This window comes from Leptothermofonsia sp. ETS-13 (assembly GCF_049200465.1).
GTDB lineage: Bacteria > Cyanobacteriota > Cyanobacteriia > Leptolyngbyales > Leptolyngbyaceae > Leptothermofonsia.
This window is the reverse complement of record NZ_CP120836.1, coordinates 4,532,876-4,548,663: the sequence shown is the minus strand read 5'-3', so window position 1 is coordinate 4,548,663 and position 15,788 is coordinate 4,532,876. Positions and strand designations below refer to the sequence as shown.

The window sequence follows — 15,788 nt, the reverse complement described above, 5'->3', positions numbered from 1 at the left end:
TTTATGGATAGTGAATGCCAGATGTCAGGGGAGTCGTAGGTGAGGCAAGCATGATAGGATAGAGCCGAACCTGTCACTTCAAGTTCATGATTGAAACACAGGATTGACAAGTCCCCTTGATAGCTTTTAATCACAGGTGAATGAACTGCAAGGACAGAAAAGCCACACCAATCTGGTGCACCTCACACTCATTTTTAATCCTGGAGAAAGCATATTAGCTATTCTTTGGGGTTGCGGTGTAGGGTTGCTTAAGCTGTCCTTTTTTTTAGCAGGAGGCAGGAGACAGGAGGCAGGAGGCAGGAGAGGAAAGGCCAATGTGGGTGGGCGAAATTAAGCTATCAGTTTTGGGATGATGAGGTGATAGCGTGATGGGGTAAAGAGGTGAAGGGTTTTAGGTTCTGAGCTTTGAGTTCTAAGCTCAAGGTGAAAGGGCAAAGGTGAAAGGCCGTTATCCCATCATTCTGTCAGTCCATCACTTCTCCACATTACCGGCATAGAACTTTTGCCACAATGCACTAATGGTTCACCAAAGAAACTTTGCCTGGTTATCTAAACTCGGAAAAACTAATTTAGGGGGTTGTGATGGGTTGAAAAACCCTCAAAACACCCGAGAATTGGGTTTTGTAGATCTGAGTTATCCCTCAAATCTATCCTGACGGACTACTACTAGTGGCCAGGGATGAAAGTAATTAAGCTTTTTACTAAGCAGTCAAATCGTCAGATAGTTGAATGCCATAGTCTCAATTTGCTGCGTGGTTATGGGATTGAAGGGGATAGTAATGCTTGCGCTGGTAGTCCCCGGCAACTCTTACTGGTTGACCAGCCCACGCTTAAGCAATTTGATTTGCAGCCTGGGGATCTATCTGAAAACATCCTGGTTGATACCAGTCTCCAATCTTTAGAGTCAGGAACTGTCCTTCGAGTAGGAAATGCGTTAGTTCGCCTCACATTTCTTTGTGAACCGTGCTCTAAGCTGGAGTCTTTGCGTCAGGGGTTGGCCAAGGCAATTAAGGGCAGGAGGGGAATTTTAGGGATGGTTGTCAAGAGTGGGGTTGTGACTGTCGAGGATGCGATCGCACCCACTCCCTACACCCTCCCTGCACTCTCTGAAGATGTCAAGAGTCGATTTCAGGAGTTTGTTGCCAGAATTCCAGCGGGTAAAGTAGTCACTACAGTTGACTTGCTTCTGGCACTTGGAGTAGCCAACGCCTACTACCGGGTCATTCCAATTTTTATCAAAAACGCCCCTGCTTCTCTACCCCTACATCGGATTGTGTCGGTAGACGGCAAATTATTAACACCCCATATTCCCGACCAGCTTCAAAAACTGGTCTGGGAAGGCGTGAAAGTAGAGCCAGAAAGGATGGACGCTTCTCCTATCAGGGCATCAGATATAGATACAGAGCGATCGCTAAACCCGGCCAAACATACGGATTGGTTCATACGTTACCGCTGGGCACCTGAACAATTCCACGATCTGGGTAATTTTCTCTAGAAGGAGTTTTGAGTTTTCATCTCACTCCTCTCTCCTCACCCCTCACTTAACTAACAACTAACAACCAACAACTACCCCCTCAGACCGCTGCCAGTTCAGCGTGTTCAATCCGAGTTCCCAGTACCTTCAAGAATTCTGCTAACCACTTGGGATGGGCAGGCCAGGCCGGAGCGGTAACCAGGGTGCCATCCACAACTGCGTCAGTGATTGGACCTTCAATATAATATCCACCAGCACGGGTTACTTCTGGGGCGCAGGCCGGATAAGCAGAACAGCGTTTGCCCTGGATGACATCAGCCGTTGCCAGAAGCTGAAGTCCGTGGCAAATAGCAGCGATCGGCTTATTGGCTTTGGCAAAATGCTGCACCAATTCAATCACCGCTGGATTGAGGCGAATGTATTCGGGTGCCCGTCCGCCGGGAACCACCAGTGCATCATAGGCTTCTGGGCTGATAGAGTCAAAGGTAGCGTTCAGGGTGAAGTTGTGTCCTGGCTTTTCAGTGTAGGTCTGGTCACCCTCAAAGTCGTGTACCGCCGTGCGAACAAATTCTCCCGATTTCTTGCCGGGGCAAACGGCATGAACACTATGCCCAACCATTTGTAATGCCTGGAAAGGCACCATCACTTCGTAGTCTTCAACAAAGTCTCCAACCAGCATCAGGATGTTTTTCCCAGCCATAATGAACTCCTGGTTTTCTCAATTCGTTTGGTAGTCCGAGCAGGTGGTGATGTTCTATAGCTGCCGTCGCCAGACTTAGGACGGGGCACAGAGGGTCTACCCCTGGCTGGGGGCGCAGCCCCCACACCCTCTTTAAACCAAGGATACTAAGCAACCTGGCGACAGCTATAAAACACGACCGGTAGGTTTATTCTTTCAACTTTTGTTGTGAATCGCTTCTATCTGTAAAAGAACGTAGTGAATCGATCTGCGATCGCCCCCTTTTCCTTGTTACGAAAACCGCAACAACCGCAAATTCCCATATGGGAATCCGTCATAATTGCATCCAACCAATCAACTGTGCAGAGGCTTTTCCATGCTGCTCAAGGATGCCCGATTTTATCAGATCCTGTTTCTGGGGCTGTTTCTAATGCTAGGAATTGGTACACGGGATTGGACCCTCCACCTGCAGATGGTCGGGGTGATGATTGCTACCTGTCTACTAACGCAGTGGGGAATGGGATGGGGCATTGGCTGCAGATCATGGAGGGGTTGGGGGCAGGCGATGGGTGACAGGCCACAGACGACAGAGCGTTTGGGATTTTCTGCTCTCCCTGCCCTTACAACTTCTCTCCCCAGTGCTCTCATCACCTCCCTCGGACTCAGCCTCCTGCTTCGGGCTGATCATTACAGTACAGTCATCCTGGCGGGGATGCTGGCGATTCTGAGTAAGTTCTTGTTGCGAGTGCGGGGTAAACATCTGTTCAATCCCGCCAATTTTGGAATTATTGCAGCCTTGGTTTTGACACCAGATGCCTGGGTATCTCCGGGACAGTGGGGTGAGGAGGGGTGGTATGTTTTGCTGTTTTTAGGAACTGGTGGGGTGGTGTTGCAGAAGGTCGGGCGGTGGGATACAACCGTTGCTTTTCTGGGAACCTATGCCGGGTTAGAAGCTATCCGTAATTTCTGGCTGGGTTGGACCTGGGATGTGTGGGCGCATCGGTTAATGAGTGGCTCACTGTTGCTGTTTGCCCTGTTTATGATTACCGACCCACGCACCATTCCCAATGCTCGTGTGGGGAGGCTGATCTGGGCTGTTGCGATCGCCCTCCTCACTTTTATTCTACGGAATGTCTTCTTTATCTCTACTGGCATATTCTGGTCCCTCTTCGCCCTTGCCCCCCTGACACCTTTGCTGGATTTCATCTTTCCGGCGGATCGATTCTCCTGGAGTTCTTTTCCTCCTTCTGGGACTAACTCAAAAGCGGTCGAGGTTGACACGCCCCCTGCACCCTTTACTCCCCTCATTTCCTAACAAAAGTTCTTTGGGGAACAGACAATGAAACTTCTACGAATAGTTTTAACCTTCCTGCTTGTGTGCTTCACCAGTTTCGTAATTGCACCAAAAGCCTGGGCCTTTTGTGGATTTTATGTCGCGAAGGCTGATTCCAAACTGTACAACCAGGCATCGCAGGTGGCGATCGCCCGCGCTGGTAACCGCACCGTTCTGACCATGGCCAATGATTACCAGGGGGAAGTGAAGGATTTCGCGATCGTCGTGCCCGTTCCAGTGGTATTGCAAAAAGAGCAAATCAAAGTCGCCAAACCAAAGATCATTGAGCGATTAGATGCCTTTAGTGCCCCCCGGTTAGTTGAATATTTTGACTCCGATCCCTGTGCTACAAACAATTACCTTGCTGAAAATCGAGCAATGGAAGTTCCTGCTGCACCTGCTGGAGCAGCACCCCGGATAGTCAGCAATGAATCCCTCGGGGTCACCGTTGAAGCCCGGTACACCGTTGGCGAATACGACATCCTGATTCTGAGTGCGAAAGAATCCAGCGGATTAGAAACCTGGTTGATTCAGAACGGTTACAAAATTCCAAAAGGAGCCAGGAATTTACTCAAACCCTACATCCGGCAAAAGCTGAAGTTCTTTGTAGCCAAAGTTAACCTGAAAGAGTTTGACAAAGCAGGATATCAGTCCCTGCGACCGATTCAGATCAGCTACGAATCGCCCCGGTTCATGCTGCCAATTCGGTTGGGCATGATCAATGCAAAATCAGCGCAGGATCTGATTATTTACCTTTTGACCCCCAACGGACAGGCAGAAGTGACCAATTATCGGACGGTGAAAGTTCCCTCTGGTTCTGAAATTCCAGTATTCGTCAAAAATGAGTTTAGCGACTTTTACAAAGCCATGTTCGAGACGGCTTACAGACGGGAAGATCGCAAAGTGGTCTTCATGGAGTATGCCTGGGATATGGCAAGCTGTGATCCCTGCTCTGCCGAGCCGCTAACTCCAGAGGAACTTCGTCAGGCGGGCGTTTTCTGGTTGGATAATCTCGCACCGCCAGAGGCCATGCCCAACCGAATCATCATGCCACCCAGGCCCTATGGTGGAATTTTCATCACCCGACTACACGTGCGTTATACCCGTGACAAGTTCCCTGAAGACCTGATGTTTCAGGAGACGGGCAACCGTGAGCTTTTCCAGGGGCGGTACGTTCTGCGCCATGCCTTTACGGGCAAAATGGATTGCCCCGCTGGTCAAGAGTATGGGCGATCGCTGCCTCGCCGATTCGAGAAAGAAGCCCAAACTCTGGCGAACCTCACAGGTTGGGATATTCAAGACATTCGCAAAAAACTGCCACAAATTCAAGCCCAATGGCTTCCCTGGTGGAAGCGGATTTGGCTTGGACGGATAGGGGGATGAGTTGGGGGGATAGGGGGATAGGGGGATGGCCTTGACATTCAGGACTCCATCATTCCATTACTCTCACTCGTCTACCCTCCCACTCCCCACTCCCTATTCCCCACTCCCCAACCCAATGGTTACTGGACTTATGCCATTGTCCACTAGCCTTCTGCCAAAAATTCACGGATGTACTGGTTGACAAGTTGGGGCTGTTCCTGTTGAACCCAATGGCTGCAATTGGGGATGTAACGGATGCGGAAGTCTTTGACATATTTTTCAGTGCCATAGGTTAACTCTTTGCCCAGGGGCATGTCGTCTTCTCCCCAAATCATTAAAGTCGGTACTTCGAGCACTCCCCACGATCGCTCTGTAAATCCCTGCTGAAATATATTGCGGTAATAGTTGAGAGTCGCTGTCTGAGCACCGGGTTTGGCAAAGGCGTTTTTGTACGCTTCAATGTCTTCATCGGTAAACGCGTCTTTTCTTACAGCCATGCCTCGAAACATCTGCTCAAGCAAGCGATAGTCATCAAACTGCAATAGCAACTCTGGTAATAGTGGCAGTTGAAAAAGGAAAATATACCAGCTCCGGAGTAACTGCTGCGGAGTTCGCAAACCTTCAGCAAATTTCCCTGGGTGAGGAATGTTGAGAACAATCAGGCGTTCAACCATTTGTGGAAAGGCATAGGCAAAAGACCAGGCGATCGCACCTCCCCAGTCGTGCCCCACCAAAACGCAGCGATCATACCCCAGCCCTTCAATCACCCCTTGAATGTCTTTAATAAATTCAGCCATGACATAGGCTGATTGTGATTCCGGCTTATCACTGTCGTTGTAGCCGCGGAGATCAATGGCCACTACTTTGCGATCGCGAGCAAACTCTGGAATTTGGTGCCGCCAGGAATACCAGAACTCAGGAAACCCATGCAGCAAAAGCATTAACGGTCCTTCACCCTGAGTCACGAAATGCAGTTTAATTCCGTTGGTCGTGATGGAATTGTGTGTCCAGGCTTCTTCGGGCATATAACAATCCTAAATTATTCAATGAAATTAAGGAGCTTTGTGAAAAGGGTTTCTGAAGGAGCCCTTTTACCATCCAGATAGGATCGCTGCAGCAAATTCTAATCCACGCCAAAGGCAGTCTAGCAATTGACAAATAGAGGCATCGAGTCAACCAAACCAACCGTTTTATAGTAGTTCCCGGCATCAGATGACCCATGATCGACTGTATCAGCCAAAGCCTTCGCTTTGCGAGATAGTGGTTAATTAAATTCAGGAAATTGATATTATGATTTCCTTATTTTATCCTTATGTTTTTGGCTTATGCTCATATCTTCATGCGGTTCCTTGTCATCAATACTTTGGATTATCCAAAGTAGAAATTTAGGTTAAACATTGCTCTAATTAGCAGTAGCCTGGTAACCTCAAATTAATAAAAGATCTGGAAACTCTAACGGTTTAGATATGGTAAGCCTATTTGGATTGTGAAAGGTCTTTCTTGATGGGGAAAACCTTTGACGATTCTCCTTATTTGTAAAGGATTCAGGATTACTGTATCAGCACTATGGTTGTTGGATCTAGTTTCTATGACTTTTCAGGAATTAAAGGAGTTCATCAAAAATGCCACTTTCAAAACGTTGTCTTGCAGAATTCATTGGCACTTTCTGGCTAGTCCTTGGCGGCTGCGGAAGTGCTGTTCTTGCAGCGGCTTTCCCTTATGCTGTGGGTACTGAAAAGGGAAGTAACTATTTTGGGTTGGGCTTCTTAGGCGTTGCCCTTGCTTTTGGTTTAACCGTATTGACGATGGCCTATGCGATTGGTCATATTTCAGGTTGCCATCTCAACCCCGCTGTTTCATTTGGCTTGTTTGCGGCAAAACGGTTTCCTGGTTCTGAATTGCTGCCTTACATTATTTCGCAGGTGTTGGGTGCTATTGCCGCAGCTGGCATCCTTTATCTGGTTGCGAGCGGTCGGGATGGATACGTGCTTGAAGGATCTAATCCACTAGCAACCAATGGTTTTGGTGCTCATTCGCCGGGAGGCTATTCTCTGTTGGCCTGCTTCATCACTGAACTCCTGCTCACCTTCTTCTTCCTGCTAATCATTCTGGGTGCTACTGATCGTCGTGCTCCTGAAGCGCTGGCTCCTGTTGCGATCGGTTTTGCGCTGACCTTGATTCACCTGATCAGCATTCCTGTCACGAACACTTCGGTGAATCCAGCTCGCAGTACGGGACCGGCTCTCTTTGCTGGGGCAGAGTTAGTCGGTCAACTCTGGTTGTTCTGGATTGCCCCAATTCTGGGTGCAGTGCTGGCAGGAATTCTTTACTACTCAGTGTTTGAAGCACCAATCCGGGAAGAGGAACGGGAAACGGCTAACGTGTAATCTTTCAGCAGCTTTATTGGTTGAGAAACACTATTCCTGATCACGATCCTCAGTCTCCTCAAGCGAGATTGAGGATCGTGTTTTCAAACATTACCCATTGACTCATCCACCCCACCTATTTACCCCTTAAAGCTATATCTATCAGGCTTAGGACAGAGGACGTTGTTGAATTTGGGTATGAAATAGATGCTGTATGTTCGAAACTTTGTTTCGATTCATATTGCTTTGCAGCAACGCCTAAGACAGGGTGCAGGGGTAGAACCCCTGGCTGGGGGCACAGCCCCCACACCCCCTTAAAACCAATGTCCTAAGCAACCTGGCGACAGCTATAAGTGGGGTTGTGCTAGCAGAAAGGCACAGATTGACTTGGCATCTGCCAGTTCTCCTGTGTGAATTGCTTTCTCTATTTCTTCTGCGGTCATCAGCACGGGTTCAAGGTCTTCATCACTATCCTGCTCAGGTGGGTCATCCAACAGTTCAAGATCCTGTGCTAGGAAGGCGTAGATAATTTCATCGGAATAACCAGGAGCAACAAAAAATTCACCCAGCTTTTGCCAGCGATTCGCACGATAGCCAGTCTCTTCTTCGATCTCTCGTCGAATGGTTTCTTCGGGGTTCTCGCTGACCTCTACTGTCCCTGCCGGAAACTCTAACAGGCGACCCTGCACCGTAAAGCGGTATTGCCGCACGAGCACCAATTTTCCCTCTGGCGTGACTGGTACAGCCAGCGCTCCACCGGGATGGCGGACGCATTCCCACTCTCCTTCCGTGCGGTTGGGCAGCCGCAGGCGGGTCGATTCGAAGGAAAACTTTCGTCCCTGATAGGTGAAACGTCGTCTTAGCAGTTGAGGCGGTTCTCCACCGTATGGCATAGTTCTAATTCTTTGACTCCTGAACAGTCTACCGTTTGAATCAGTTCTGCGATCGCCTTTCCCGAAACAGGCTCTACCCAGGCAGGGGCAATCTCTGCCAGGGGTACCAGCACAAAGGCTCGTTCCGCCATCCGTGGGTGGGGAATTTGGAGGTTGGGACTATCCAAGACTAAATCATCAAACAGTAGCAAATCCAGGTCAAGGGTGCGGGGGCCGTTACGTTCTTGCCGCACCCGTCCAAATCTAGCTTCTATTTGTAAAAGAGCTTGCAGAAGAGCCTCAGGCATCAGGGCAACCTTCAGCAGGGCACAGCCGTTGAGATAGTCCGGTTGGGGTGGACCAACAGGCTTTGTCTGATACCAGTGAGATCGCGCCTCTAATTCAATTCCGGGAGTCTGGCTCAGGCGTTCGAGGGCAGATTCAAGGGTAGTCAAAGAATCTCCCAGGTTGCTGCCAAGGGCGATCGCCGCCAGGGTTAATTGGGTAGCTTCAGGCGATGGTTGCATCACGCCAGACGGTACAGAATTCATTCTTCCTGCTCCTATCGCACCACGCTCAAAATAGCCGTTGCGATGCTAAGCAAAATCAATACCCAGAGAACCCAGCCAGGAATGAAGGTCAAAATTCCGATTCCACGCAAAACCCAAACTATTCCCGTCATCAGTAGCATGATCAAAAAAGCTTTTGTACTGGGCTTCAGTGTCCTGATCATTGCCCATTACCTCCCGCGACTGCTACGAATGCCGCCCAGAATGCCCATTCCAATGGAGAGCAGCACCAGTGCCCAAATAGCATAGTTTGGCAGGGTCGTTAGCACCCCCAATCCCTTTAGCAGAATCAGCACCGCCGTCAGCACCAGCATGATGCCAATGATGTACAGGACAATTGAAATGACGAGGTTAGGAGTTTCACCCACAAGTTCTATCTCCCTCAGCCTGGTGTGTAATAGAGCTTTAAATTATCGCCCCTATTGTGACACGGCAGGTCATCAAAGGATTTTTGAGAAATTGTAGGGCAAGGAGTCAGGAGCCAGGAGCCAGGAATGTAAGAGGTGGAGGAGTGGGAGGGTGGAGGAGTAATGGGGTGATGGAGTAAGAGGGTGGATGGGTGCCTAAGCAGGAACCTGAAAGCTCTAACTCAGGTCAGAAATCCTGGGTCTAAAAAATTATTATTTTGTTTTTACAAGTCAATTATGGGATTAGGCTGGTTCATTAACCTTTCTTATACATTCATACTTTTACTAAAGTTATCCAAATCTTCATCGTATCATGTAACACTTTTTAACTAGGTGAGGGTAAGGTCTTGTATAACAGGGTGCACTTGTGATGAGGTTGCCCCTAGTCCTAAAACCTGATTTGGCTTGCTTCAGCTTAACCCTATAATTGGGAGTTCTTCACCTGATGACCGCCTCTCTACAAACCTTTGCTTATACTCCCTCTCTCCCATCGCTTCAAGAGGATCGTCTACCTGCTTTGCTGAACGGAGAAATATTGTTGACCACGCGATCGCATACCGATTGGGGTGCAGCCGTTACTGCCCGGATGCATCTACCCATTCAACGAGGGAGGGTCTGGGAGAAGATCACAGAATATTCCCAATGGGTTCGCTACTTTCCTGCCCTTACTCACAGTCAGGTATTGCACGAGGGAGATAGTGGAGCCGCTAGAATCACGAAACGGCTCTACCAGGTTGCTAGCAAAACCTTTTTTCTCTTTACCGCTCAAGTCGATATTCGTCTTAAGGTTGTTGAAACAATTCATCAGCGGATTCAGTTTTATCTGGAGTCGGGCAGTTTCAAGGACTTTTATGCGGATCTGCATTTGCAAGAGTGCCGGGGTGGTACCTTGCTGACTTACTCAGTTCAGGCAACTCCTACCATTCCAGTTCCGTCCTTGTTTATTCAGCAAGCTATTCAACTGGATCTGCCTTCTAATTTGCGTAACATGCGCCAGCTTCTCTGTCAGTAGCCCTCCTTTGATTACGTTTGAGACGAAAGAAACAGAGCTATTCTTTTTCTTTTGGAGATTGGTAGTACAATTGCTCTATGCAAACGGTTTATTCGTCTCGTTTTCTGATAGCGAAGCAATCCGTTTGTAGAGATCCGCCTCTCAAACACTGCATGAACGCCTTCCACGACTTAGAGGACCAAATTATTCTGGGGATTGACCCTGCCATTGCGGCGATCGGTTTTGGCATTATTCGCGGCAAACAGGCTCTGGATTATGGAGTCATTACCACTCCTGCGGATGCCCCCATGTATGAACGCCTGAACCAGATTCGCTCAGATATTCAGGACCTATGTGAGATCTTCAAGCCCGACATTGCTGCCTTAGAGATGCCTTTCTTTGGGCGAGAAAATACGAATGCAGGCCGAGTTTTGCGAGCATTGGGAGTGATTGAGTTAGCCCTGGGTGATTGCGGATTAATGGACCTTATTTTTGTGCATCAATCCCAGGTCAAAGCTGCTGTAGCCCAGTATGGAGCCAGCAAAGCTGAGATCAGGCAAGCCGTGATGCTGATCTTCAACTTACCTAACCTCCCTTCCCCTGATGATAGTGCTGATGGACTCGCGATCGCCTACGCAGCCCAGTGTGGGGTGCGAGCCAATGTTGCCTGAGGGGTTAAACCATTCTTATTAGCATAGGGTGAGCTCTGGTTAAAGGAGCCAGGAGCTGGAAAGGGTCTGTCATTTTGACTTCTGGCTTCTGATTTCTGGCTTCTGCTATTGCTCCTCTTCCTGAATCCCAAACACTTCGCTGAACACCTTCTGCACTTTGTAACCCGAATCAATTGATTCCAGAGGGTCTTTGCGCAGTCGGTGGCGCAGACAGAGGGTGACTACGCGACGGATATCCTGCACCGTGACTTTAGTACGACCTTCAAACGCCGCCAGAGCTTTAGCTGCACGGTTGGTGACGATGTCGCCGCGCAACCCATCGACGTTCAGTTCAGCGCAGACTTGAGAGATTTTAACTCGCAGATCGTAGTCAATCGTGACCTGCTTCAGCAGTTCCTGAGCCTTCACCAATCGATGCCGGAGTTCGTCTTGCTGGGCCTGGTGCTTTTCTAAAAATGCAGGGGGATCCTGGTCAAACTCGGTTCGCTGTTCGACAATTTGCACCCGCAGGGCCGGGTCTTTTACAGTCCGAATTTCGGCATGCATCCCAAATCGATCCAGCAATTGGGGCCGCAGTTCGCCCTCTTCGGGGTTGCCTGAGCCAACCAAAACGAAGCGGGCAGGGTGACGAATGGAAATGCCTTCCCGCTCAACGGTGTTCCATCCGGAGGCAGCAGAGTCCAGGAGCACGTCAACCAGGTGATCATCCAACAGGTTGACTTCATCGACATAGAGGATGCCCCGGTTTGCTTTGGCTAACAGCCCTGGTTCAAAGGCTTTGACACCCTCAGAAAGCGCTTTTTCGATGTCAATGGTGCCACACACCCGGTCTTCGGTTGCGCCCAGAGGCAGGTCAACCATCGTCACTTTTTTCTTAACAACAGGAAGCTCAATCCCCTGTTCTACCTGCTGGCGAACGGTTTCACCCATCAGTTCTGGATCCGTAGGGCTACTGTTAAAGGGATCGTCGGCCACCACATCAATTTCCGGGAGCAAATCTGCCAGGGCCCGGATGGTGGTAGTTTTGCCGGTGCCGCGATCGCCCATGATCATCACACCGCCAATTTTGGGGTCGATGACATTCAACAATAGCGCCAGTTTCATCTCTTCCTGCCCGACGATCGCCGTAAAGGGAAATACGGGGCGACGACGGACGGTTGCATGGCGAACCGCCTGACCATTCTCGACGGCAGAAGGGGTGCTGACTTTATGGGATTTTTTAGACGACACGGATTGACTATCCTCAATAGCAGAGGGATTTGCAATAAAACTCACAGCTTTTCCGAAGGATTAGGGATGTTGATCACTGCCTCCCATTGTGCCATAGAGGGGGTAGATGGGTGGATGAGTAAGTAGCTAGGCGCAATTAAATTAAGGATAATTTCGGGGGTGGAGGGGGTGAAATCCCCTGCCTGAGGGCTCAGCCCCCATTCCCCCCTTACCAATTCCTTACCAATTAAGGATGACTACTGGGTGAAGGAGTGAGGGAGTGAAGGGGAGACTGAGCCTTTGCTAACCACACAGGTTGCCTGTAAAAGAATCAGATGATTTTCCTGGAGTACGGTGCAGCGATCGCGGGCTTGCTGAAGGATAGGGATTTTTTGCTGTTGCAGGGCGTTGGCTGCCTGGCTGGCAGCGGGCTGGTATTGTTGCAGCCAGGACTTTTGCAGATAGCGGGGGGTGAAGGTATCTGCATCTACCAGCCAGAAGTCAATTCCATACTTTTTAGTAAATTGCTGGACTTGCCTGGGGTCGGTACTGTACTGTGCCTGAATCTGGTCAATCACCCGGGCGCGCAGCTGGCGGTAGTAGCCCAGATGATAGGGGATGGCAAATTCTCGCCCAATCAGGACGGAGCGCCGGGCAAAGGTAGGAAGATTGTTGGCTTCCAGCAGGGTTGAGGCAATTAAGGTATCTTTGGGTTGCTGAGCCAGAAAACGGTAAGTTTCAGGGGCGATGCCAGAGATATAGCCAGGGAAGGGATTGCCTAACACTCTCACAACAGGGTAGGAGGTCTTTAAACAGGCGATCGCCGGGTACATCACCAGCGCCAGGGTCAGAAGCCCCACAAATCCCCAGGTAACCTGCTTCTTACTGGCTGTAGGACGCTTGTTGACCCACCCCAACCAGGCATCCAGCAGAATGGTGAGTGAGAGGGCAGCCGCGATCGCCAGAACAATCCGCAGACTGTGCTGGGTATAGCGGTTAGGGAGATGGAGCTTAAACAACAACAGATGGGCAGCGAAAAACAGGGACAGGGAAGACAGCACAGTCCATTGCAATGCCCAAACACCTTGTGTGATCGGTCGAGTCAGGGGAAATCGCGGTGACCTCAATATCCACGGCAGGAACAAGCCCAGCACCATAGGGGCAGGCAGGAAAATGCGCTCTGGACGGGCAAGCATGCCGCTGCGTTCAGAAAAGAACCAGAACGTCCAGGGGCTATGGCTGAAGAAGCTGTTGCGACCGGGGTCCCAAAATTCTGGCATCTGCTTTGCCTGTGTTGCTCCAATTACGGGGCCAAATTCAGATCCGCCCTGCAAAACGAAGGGAAGAATCACGATCGCCGCCACCCCCAGCCCCCACCCACAAAACCGATAATCCTGCCAGACTGGCGACAACCGTGGCCATTTACCTTCCCACTTAACCAGAGAAAACACCAGCACTCCGCAGGCAATCAACATCACCTGGGGGTAAAACAACCCTTGCAGGGCGATCGCGAACAGACAGGGCAACAACGACCTGCGCAACAGGTAGTACAAAAACGCCAGAAACAGCGGGTACAAAAAAGCCCTGGGAGTTGCCGAGTAGAGGTCATCGGACATCATCAGGTTTTGACTCAGCAGCAGCGATGCCAGAAAACCCGCTACCGGCACGGGCAAAATTTGGAAACAAACGCCAAAGCAGTAAGCTGCCGTTATTAAACCCAGCAGAGCAGGTAGCAATTTGCTAAACAGTAATGGCTCCATGCCAAGCGCTGCGCCTAAGCGGTAAACAGTGGTGTAGCCCAGGGGGGCAACGGATTGGAAGTAGTCTGCTATCAGGTCGTTAGGGAAATGCTCCGGGTCTATCAACCGTTGCAGCCAGAACACATGCTGACGAGCATCATCCTGAACTATGTATTCACTGCTGAAGGCTTGCTGAAAGGAAAGCAAGGCAATGGCTCCGGCACCCAGCAGGCTCAGCATGAACCAGAAAAGGATGCTAGCTCTGGAGGGTTTGGGAGTCAATAGCCGTTGCAGGCGGGTGAACATGGATTTCAAAACTGGAAACAATTACTTCTGCAAGGTACGCACCGTTGCCATGAACTGATTGAGGAAGGGCAACCCTGCGATCGCGGGAATTAGGTAGCGCGACGTACATAATACGCCTAAAGCTGCCGCTGTTGCCGCATTGAAATAGGGGGCATAGAGAAAAATTAGTGCCGCATCACGGGTGCCAACCCCAGCAAAAGTAAGCGGCAACAGCCCGGCCAGGATTGCCAGGGGCGACAGTGCCAGGTTGGTAATAAAAGGTGTCCAGGCATTCAGAGCCAGGATAAAGAACCAGATTTGCAGCAGGTGCAAAAACCAGAGAAAGACAGACGTGAGCGTAATTTTCAAGAGTTGGGGGCAATCGCTCCAAAAGTATTCATGCATCTCCTGCCAGGCTGTTTGCAACTTCAAAAGCGCTGCTTTGATAGGTTTCGGAGCAACTTTCTGGCCCAGCAAGAAAAAGTGTTGTGCAAACTGGCGTGATCCCAATACCAATCCACCTCCCACAAACCCTACCCCTACCCCCACCAGCATGATCCAGAAAAACCAGTCTTTTTGCGGATAGAGTAACAGACCAAAGGCACACCACAGCAACAGTGACAGCATGTCACACGCTTTCTCAAAAACCACCAATGACAACGCCAGTGATCCACTCAAATGCCCCCGCTCTCGCATAAAGTACGCCTTGGCAATATCCCCCATTTTTGATGGCAACACCATGTTGAGTGTACTGGCAACCAGGATGAGCCGATTTGCTTCGGGAAAGGAGAGGGTTTTGAGTTCTGAGTTTTGAGTTTTAAGTTTTGAGTTTTTGCCCGCTGCCTGTCGCCTGTCGCCTATCCCTCGTTGCCCGTCACCCATCCCCCTTTCCGGCATCAACTGCTGCAACCGCCACGCAGTCATCATAGTGATTGGTACAACCATTCCCAGGCTGATCACCATCCAGGGGCGATCGCAGTTTTGAAAAACTTGAATCAGACTTTGAAAGTCAATCTTCCAGTAAATCGCCGCCAGGATGAGCAGGCTGATGAGGAGGGAGAGCGATCGTTTCATTACGAACTAAGGCAATTCTCAAAATTAAGTAGCTAGGCGCGATTAAATTAAAGATAATTTCGGGGGTGGAGGGGGTGAATCCCCTTGTCTGGGGGCGCAGCCCCCACTCCCCCCTTGACAAATTAATGATGACTACCTACTTATCTGTTTTCAAAATTGTTGAAATTGGCGTTAGAAAGTTGCATAAAGCAAACCCTCTTCCAATTTTGGAAGAGGGCAGGTAGGAGCACTCATCAAGATTGTCTCAAAGGATTAAAGAGTATAGCTGTCGGCAGGTTGCTCAGGACATTGGTTTTAAGGATGGGCGGGAGTGCCCCCAGCCGGGGCTTTCACCCCTGCACCCCGTCCTAAGCCTGGTGGATAGCTATACCATTACGGTTGGTCTGCAGGGTAAGTAATGGCTCCGTAAACGATGAATGCAACACAACCGGATACAAACACGAGTAATCCTAAAAACACCCCAATGGCAGTAGGAGTGAACTCATTGCTGATAGAGGGTGGGGTATCGGCAGAAGCGATCGCGCTATTTAATCCCGTCCAATCAATCTCAATCCCTTCCAGCAAAATCGAAGCATTAAAGAGTTGCAGAATGATGAGTAAGAAGAGGAAAAACAGCACCATTAAAACTGCCATCCACGGGGTAGTGCCCCAGCCGGGAACCACCATCCCTGCATTTGAGTTCAACTTTTTGAGGATGTATTGGATCGGTGCGATCCTCTTTGGCTGAAAACGTTGGATCTGCATAAACGGCTCCAAA

At 49.9% G+C, this 15,788-nt stretch carries 15 protein-coding genes and 1 pseudogene; 6 read left to right on the top strand and 10 right to left on the bottom strand.

Annotated elements, in window-relative coordinates; translation table 11 throughout:
• Positions 1-679: 679 nt before the first annotated feature.
• Positions 680-1,495, top strand: coding sequence for an MOSC domain-containing protein (locus P4D80_RS20665; protein ID WP_421655902.1), 816 nt, complete (start codon positions 680-682; stop codon positions 1,493-1,495).
• Between the two features lie 79 nt (positions 1,496-1,574).
• Here P4D80_RS20665 and P4D80_RS20660 read toward each other — a convergent pair whose 3' ends face one another.
• Positions 1,575-2,174, bottom strand: coding sequence for a DJ-1/PfpI family protein (locus tag P4D80_RS20660; protein WP_421655901.1), 600 nt, complete (start codon positions 2,172-2,174; stop codon positions 1,575-1,577).
• Between the two features lie 355 nt (positions 2,175-2,529).
• Here P4D80_RS20660 and P4D80_RS20655 point away from each other — a divergent pair, with 355 nt between their 5' ends.
• Both P4D80_RS20655 and P4D80_RS20650 read left to right on the top strand, forming a co-directional pair.
• Positions 2,530-3,468, top strand: coding sequence for an RnfABCDGE type electron transport complex subunit D (locus tag P4D80_RS20655; protein ID WP_421655900.1), 939 nt, complete (start codon positions 2,530-2,532; stop codon positions 3,466-3,468).
• A 24-nt stretch (positions 3,469-3,492) separates the two neighbouring features.
• Positions 3,493-4,869: a DUF2330 domain-containing protein gene (locus P4D80_RS20650; protein ID WP_421655899.1), complete on the top strand. Its 1,377-nt coding sequence runs from the start codon at positions 3,493-3,495 to the stop codon at positions 4,867-4,869.
• Between the two features lie 143 nt (positions 4,870-5,012).
• Here P4D80_RS20650 and P4D80_RS20645 read toward each other — a convergent pair whose 3' ends face one another.
• On the bottom strand, positions 5,013-5,873 hold the full coding sequence (locus P4D80_RS20645) for an alpha/beta fold hydrolase (RefSeq protein ID WP_421655898.1): 861 nt from the start codon (positions 5,871-5,873) through the stop codon (positions 5,013-5,015).
• Between the two features lie 597 nt (positions 5,874-6,470).
• Between P4D80_RS20645 and aqpZ the strand changes: the two genes are divergently transcribed.
• The gene (gene aqpZ, locus P4D80_RS20640; protein WP_421655897.1) at positions 6,471-7,235 is read left to right on the top strand and encodes an aquaporin Z; all 765 of its coding nucleotides are present in this window, start codon (positions 6,471-6,473) and stop codon (positions 7,233-7,235) included.
• Positions 7,236-7,561: 326 nt separating this feature from the next.
• On the opposite strand, the gene P4D80_RS20635 is transcribed toward aqpZ, so the two are convergent.
• The 4 genes from P4D80_RS20635 to P4D80_RS20620 are packed head-to-tail and all read right to left on the bottom strand — an operon-like array spanning position 7,562 to position 9,023.
• Entirely contained in the window at positions 7,562-8,107 is a 546-nt protein-coding gene (locus P4D80_RS20635) for an NUDIX hydrolase (protein WP_421655896.1), read from the bottom strand.
• Positions 8,074-8,637: a 2-amino-4-hydroxy-6-hydroxymethyldihydropteridine diphosphokinase gene (folK, locus tag P4D80_RS20630; protein WP_421655895.1), complete on the bottom strand. Its 564-nt coding sequence runs from the start codon at positions 8,635-8,637 to the stop codon at positions 8,074-8,076. The genes P4D80_RS20635 and folK overlap by 34 nt, the downstream gene beginning before the upstream one ends.
• An 11-nt stretch (positions 8,638-8,648) precedes the next feature.
• Complete coding sequence (locus tag P4D80_RS20625) at positions 8,649-8,819, bottom strand: hypothetical protein (protein WP_421655894.1); 171 nt, start codon at positions 8,817-8,819, stop codon at positions 8,649-8,651.
• A gap of 6 nt (positions 8,820-8,825) precedes the next feature.
• Entirely contained in the window at positions 8,826-9,023 is a 198-nt protein-coding gene (locus P4D80_RS20620; RefSeq protein WP_421655893.1) for a hypothetical protein, read from the bottom strand.
• A gap of 484 nt (positions 9,024-9,507) precedes the next feature.
• On the opposite strand from P4D80_RS20620, the gene P4D80_RS20615 reads away from it, so the two are divergent.
• Complete coding sequence (locus P4D80_RS20615) at positions 9,508-10,074, top strand: SRPBCC family protein (RefSeq protein WP_421655892.1); 567 nt, start codon at positions 9,508-9,510, stop codon at positions 10,072-10,074.
• A 77-nt stretch (positions 10,075-10,151) separates the two neighbouring features.
• Positions 10,152-10,724: a crossover junction endodeoxyribonuclease RuvC gene (locus P4D80_RS20610; protein ID WP_421655891.1), complete on the top strand. Its 573-nt coding sequence runs from the start codon at positions 10,152-10,154 to the stop codon at positions 10,722-10,724.
• Positions 10,725-10,829: 105 nt separating this feature from the next.
• On the opposite strand, the gene bchI is transcribed toward P4D80_RS20610, so the two are convergent.
• From bchI to psbH, 4 genes and pseudogenes are all read right to left on the bottom strand, one after another.
• Entirely contained in the window at positions 10,830-11,999 is a 1,170-nt protein-coding gene (bchI, locus tag P4D80_RS20605; protein ID WP_421655890.1) for a magnesium chelatase ATPase subunit I, read from the bottom strand.
• 191 nt (positions 12,000-12,190) lie between these two features.
• Positions 12,191-13,978, bottom strand: coding sequence for a hypothetical protein (locus tag P4D80_RS20600; RefSeq protein ID WP_421655889.1), 1,788 nt, complete (start codon positions 13,976-13,978; stop codon positions 12,191-12,193).
• Between the two features lie 21 nt (positions 13,979-13,999).
• Positions 14,000-15,031: a lysylphosphatidylglycerol synthase transmembrane domain-containing protein gene (locus P4D80_RS20595; protein WP_421655888.1), complete on the bottom strand. Its 1,032-nt coding sequence runs from the start codon at positions 15,029-15,031 to the stop codon at positions 14,000-14,002.
• Positions 15,032-15,562: 531 nt separating this feature from the next.
• A pseudogene (gene psbH / locus P4D80_RS20590) lies at positions 15,563-15,775 on the bottom strand (photosystem II reaction center phosphoprotein PsbH); the annotation flags it as partial.
• Positions 15,776-15,788: the final 13 nt, after the last annotated feature.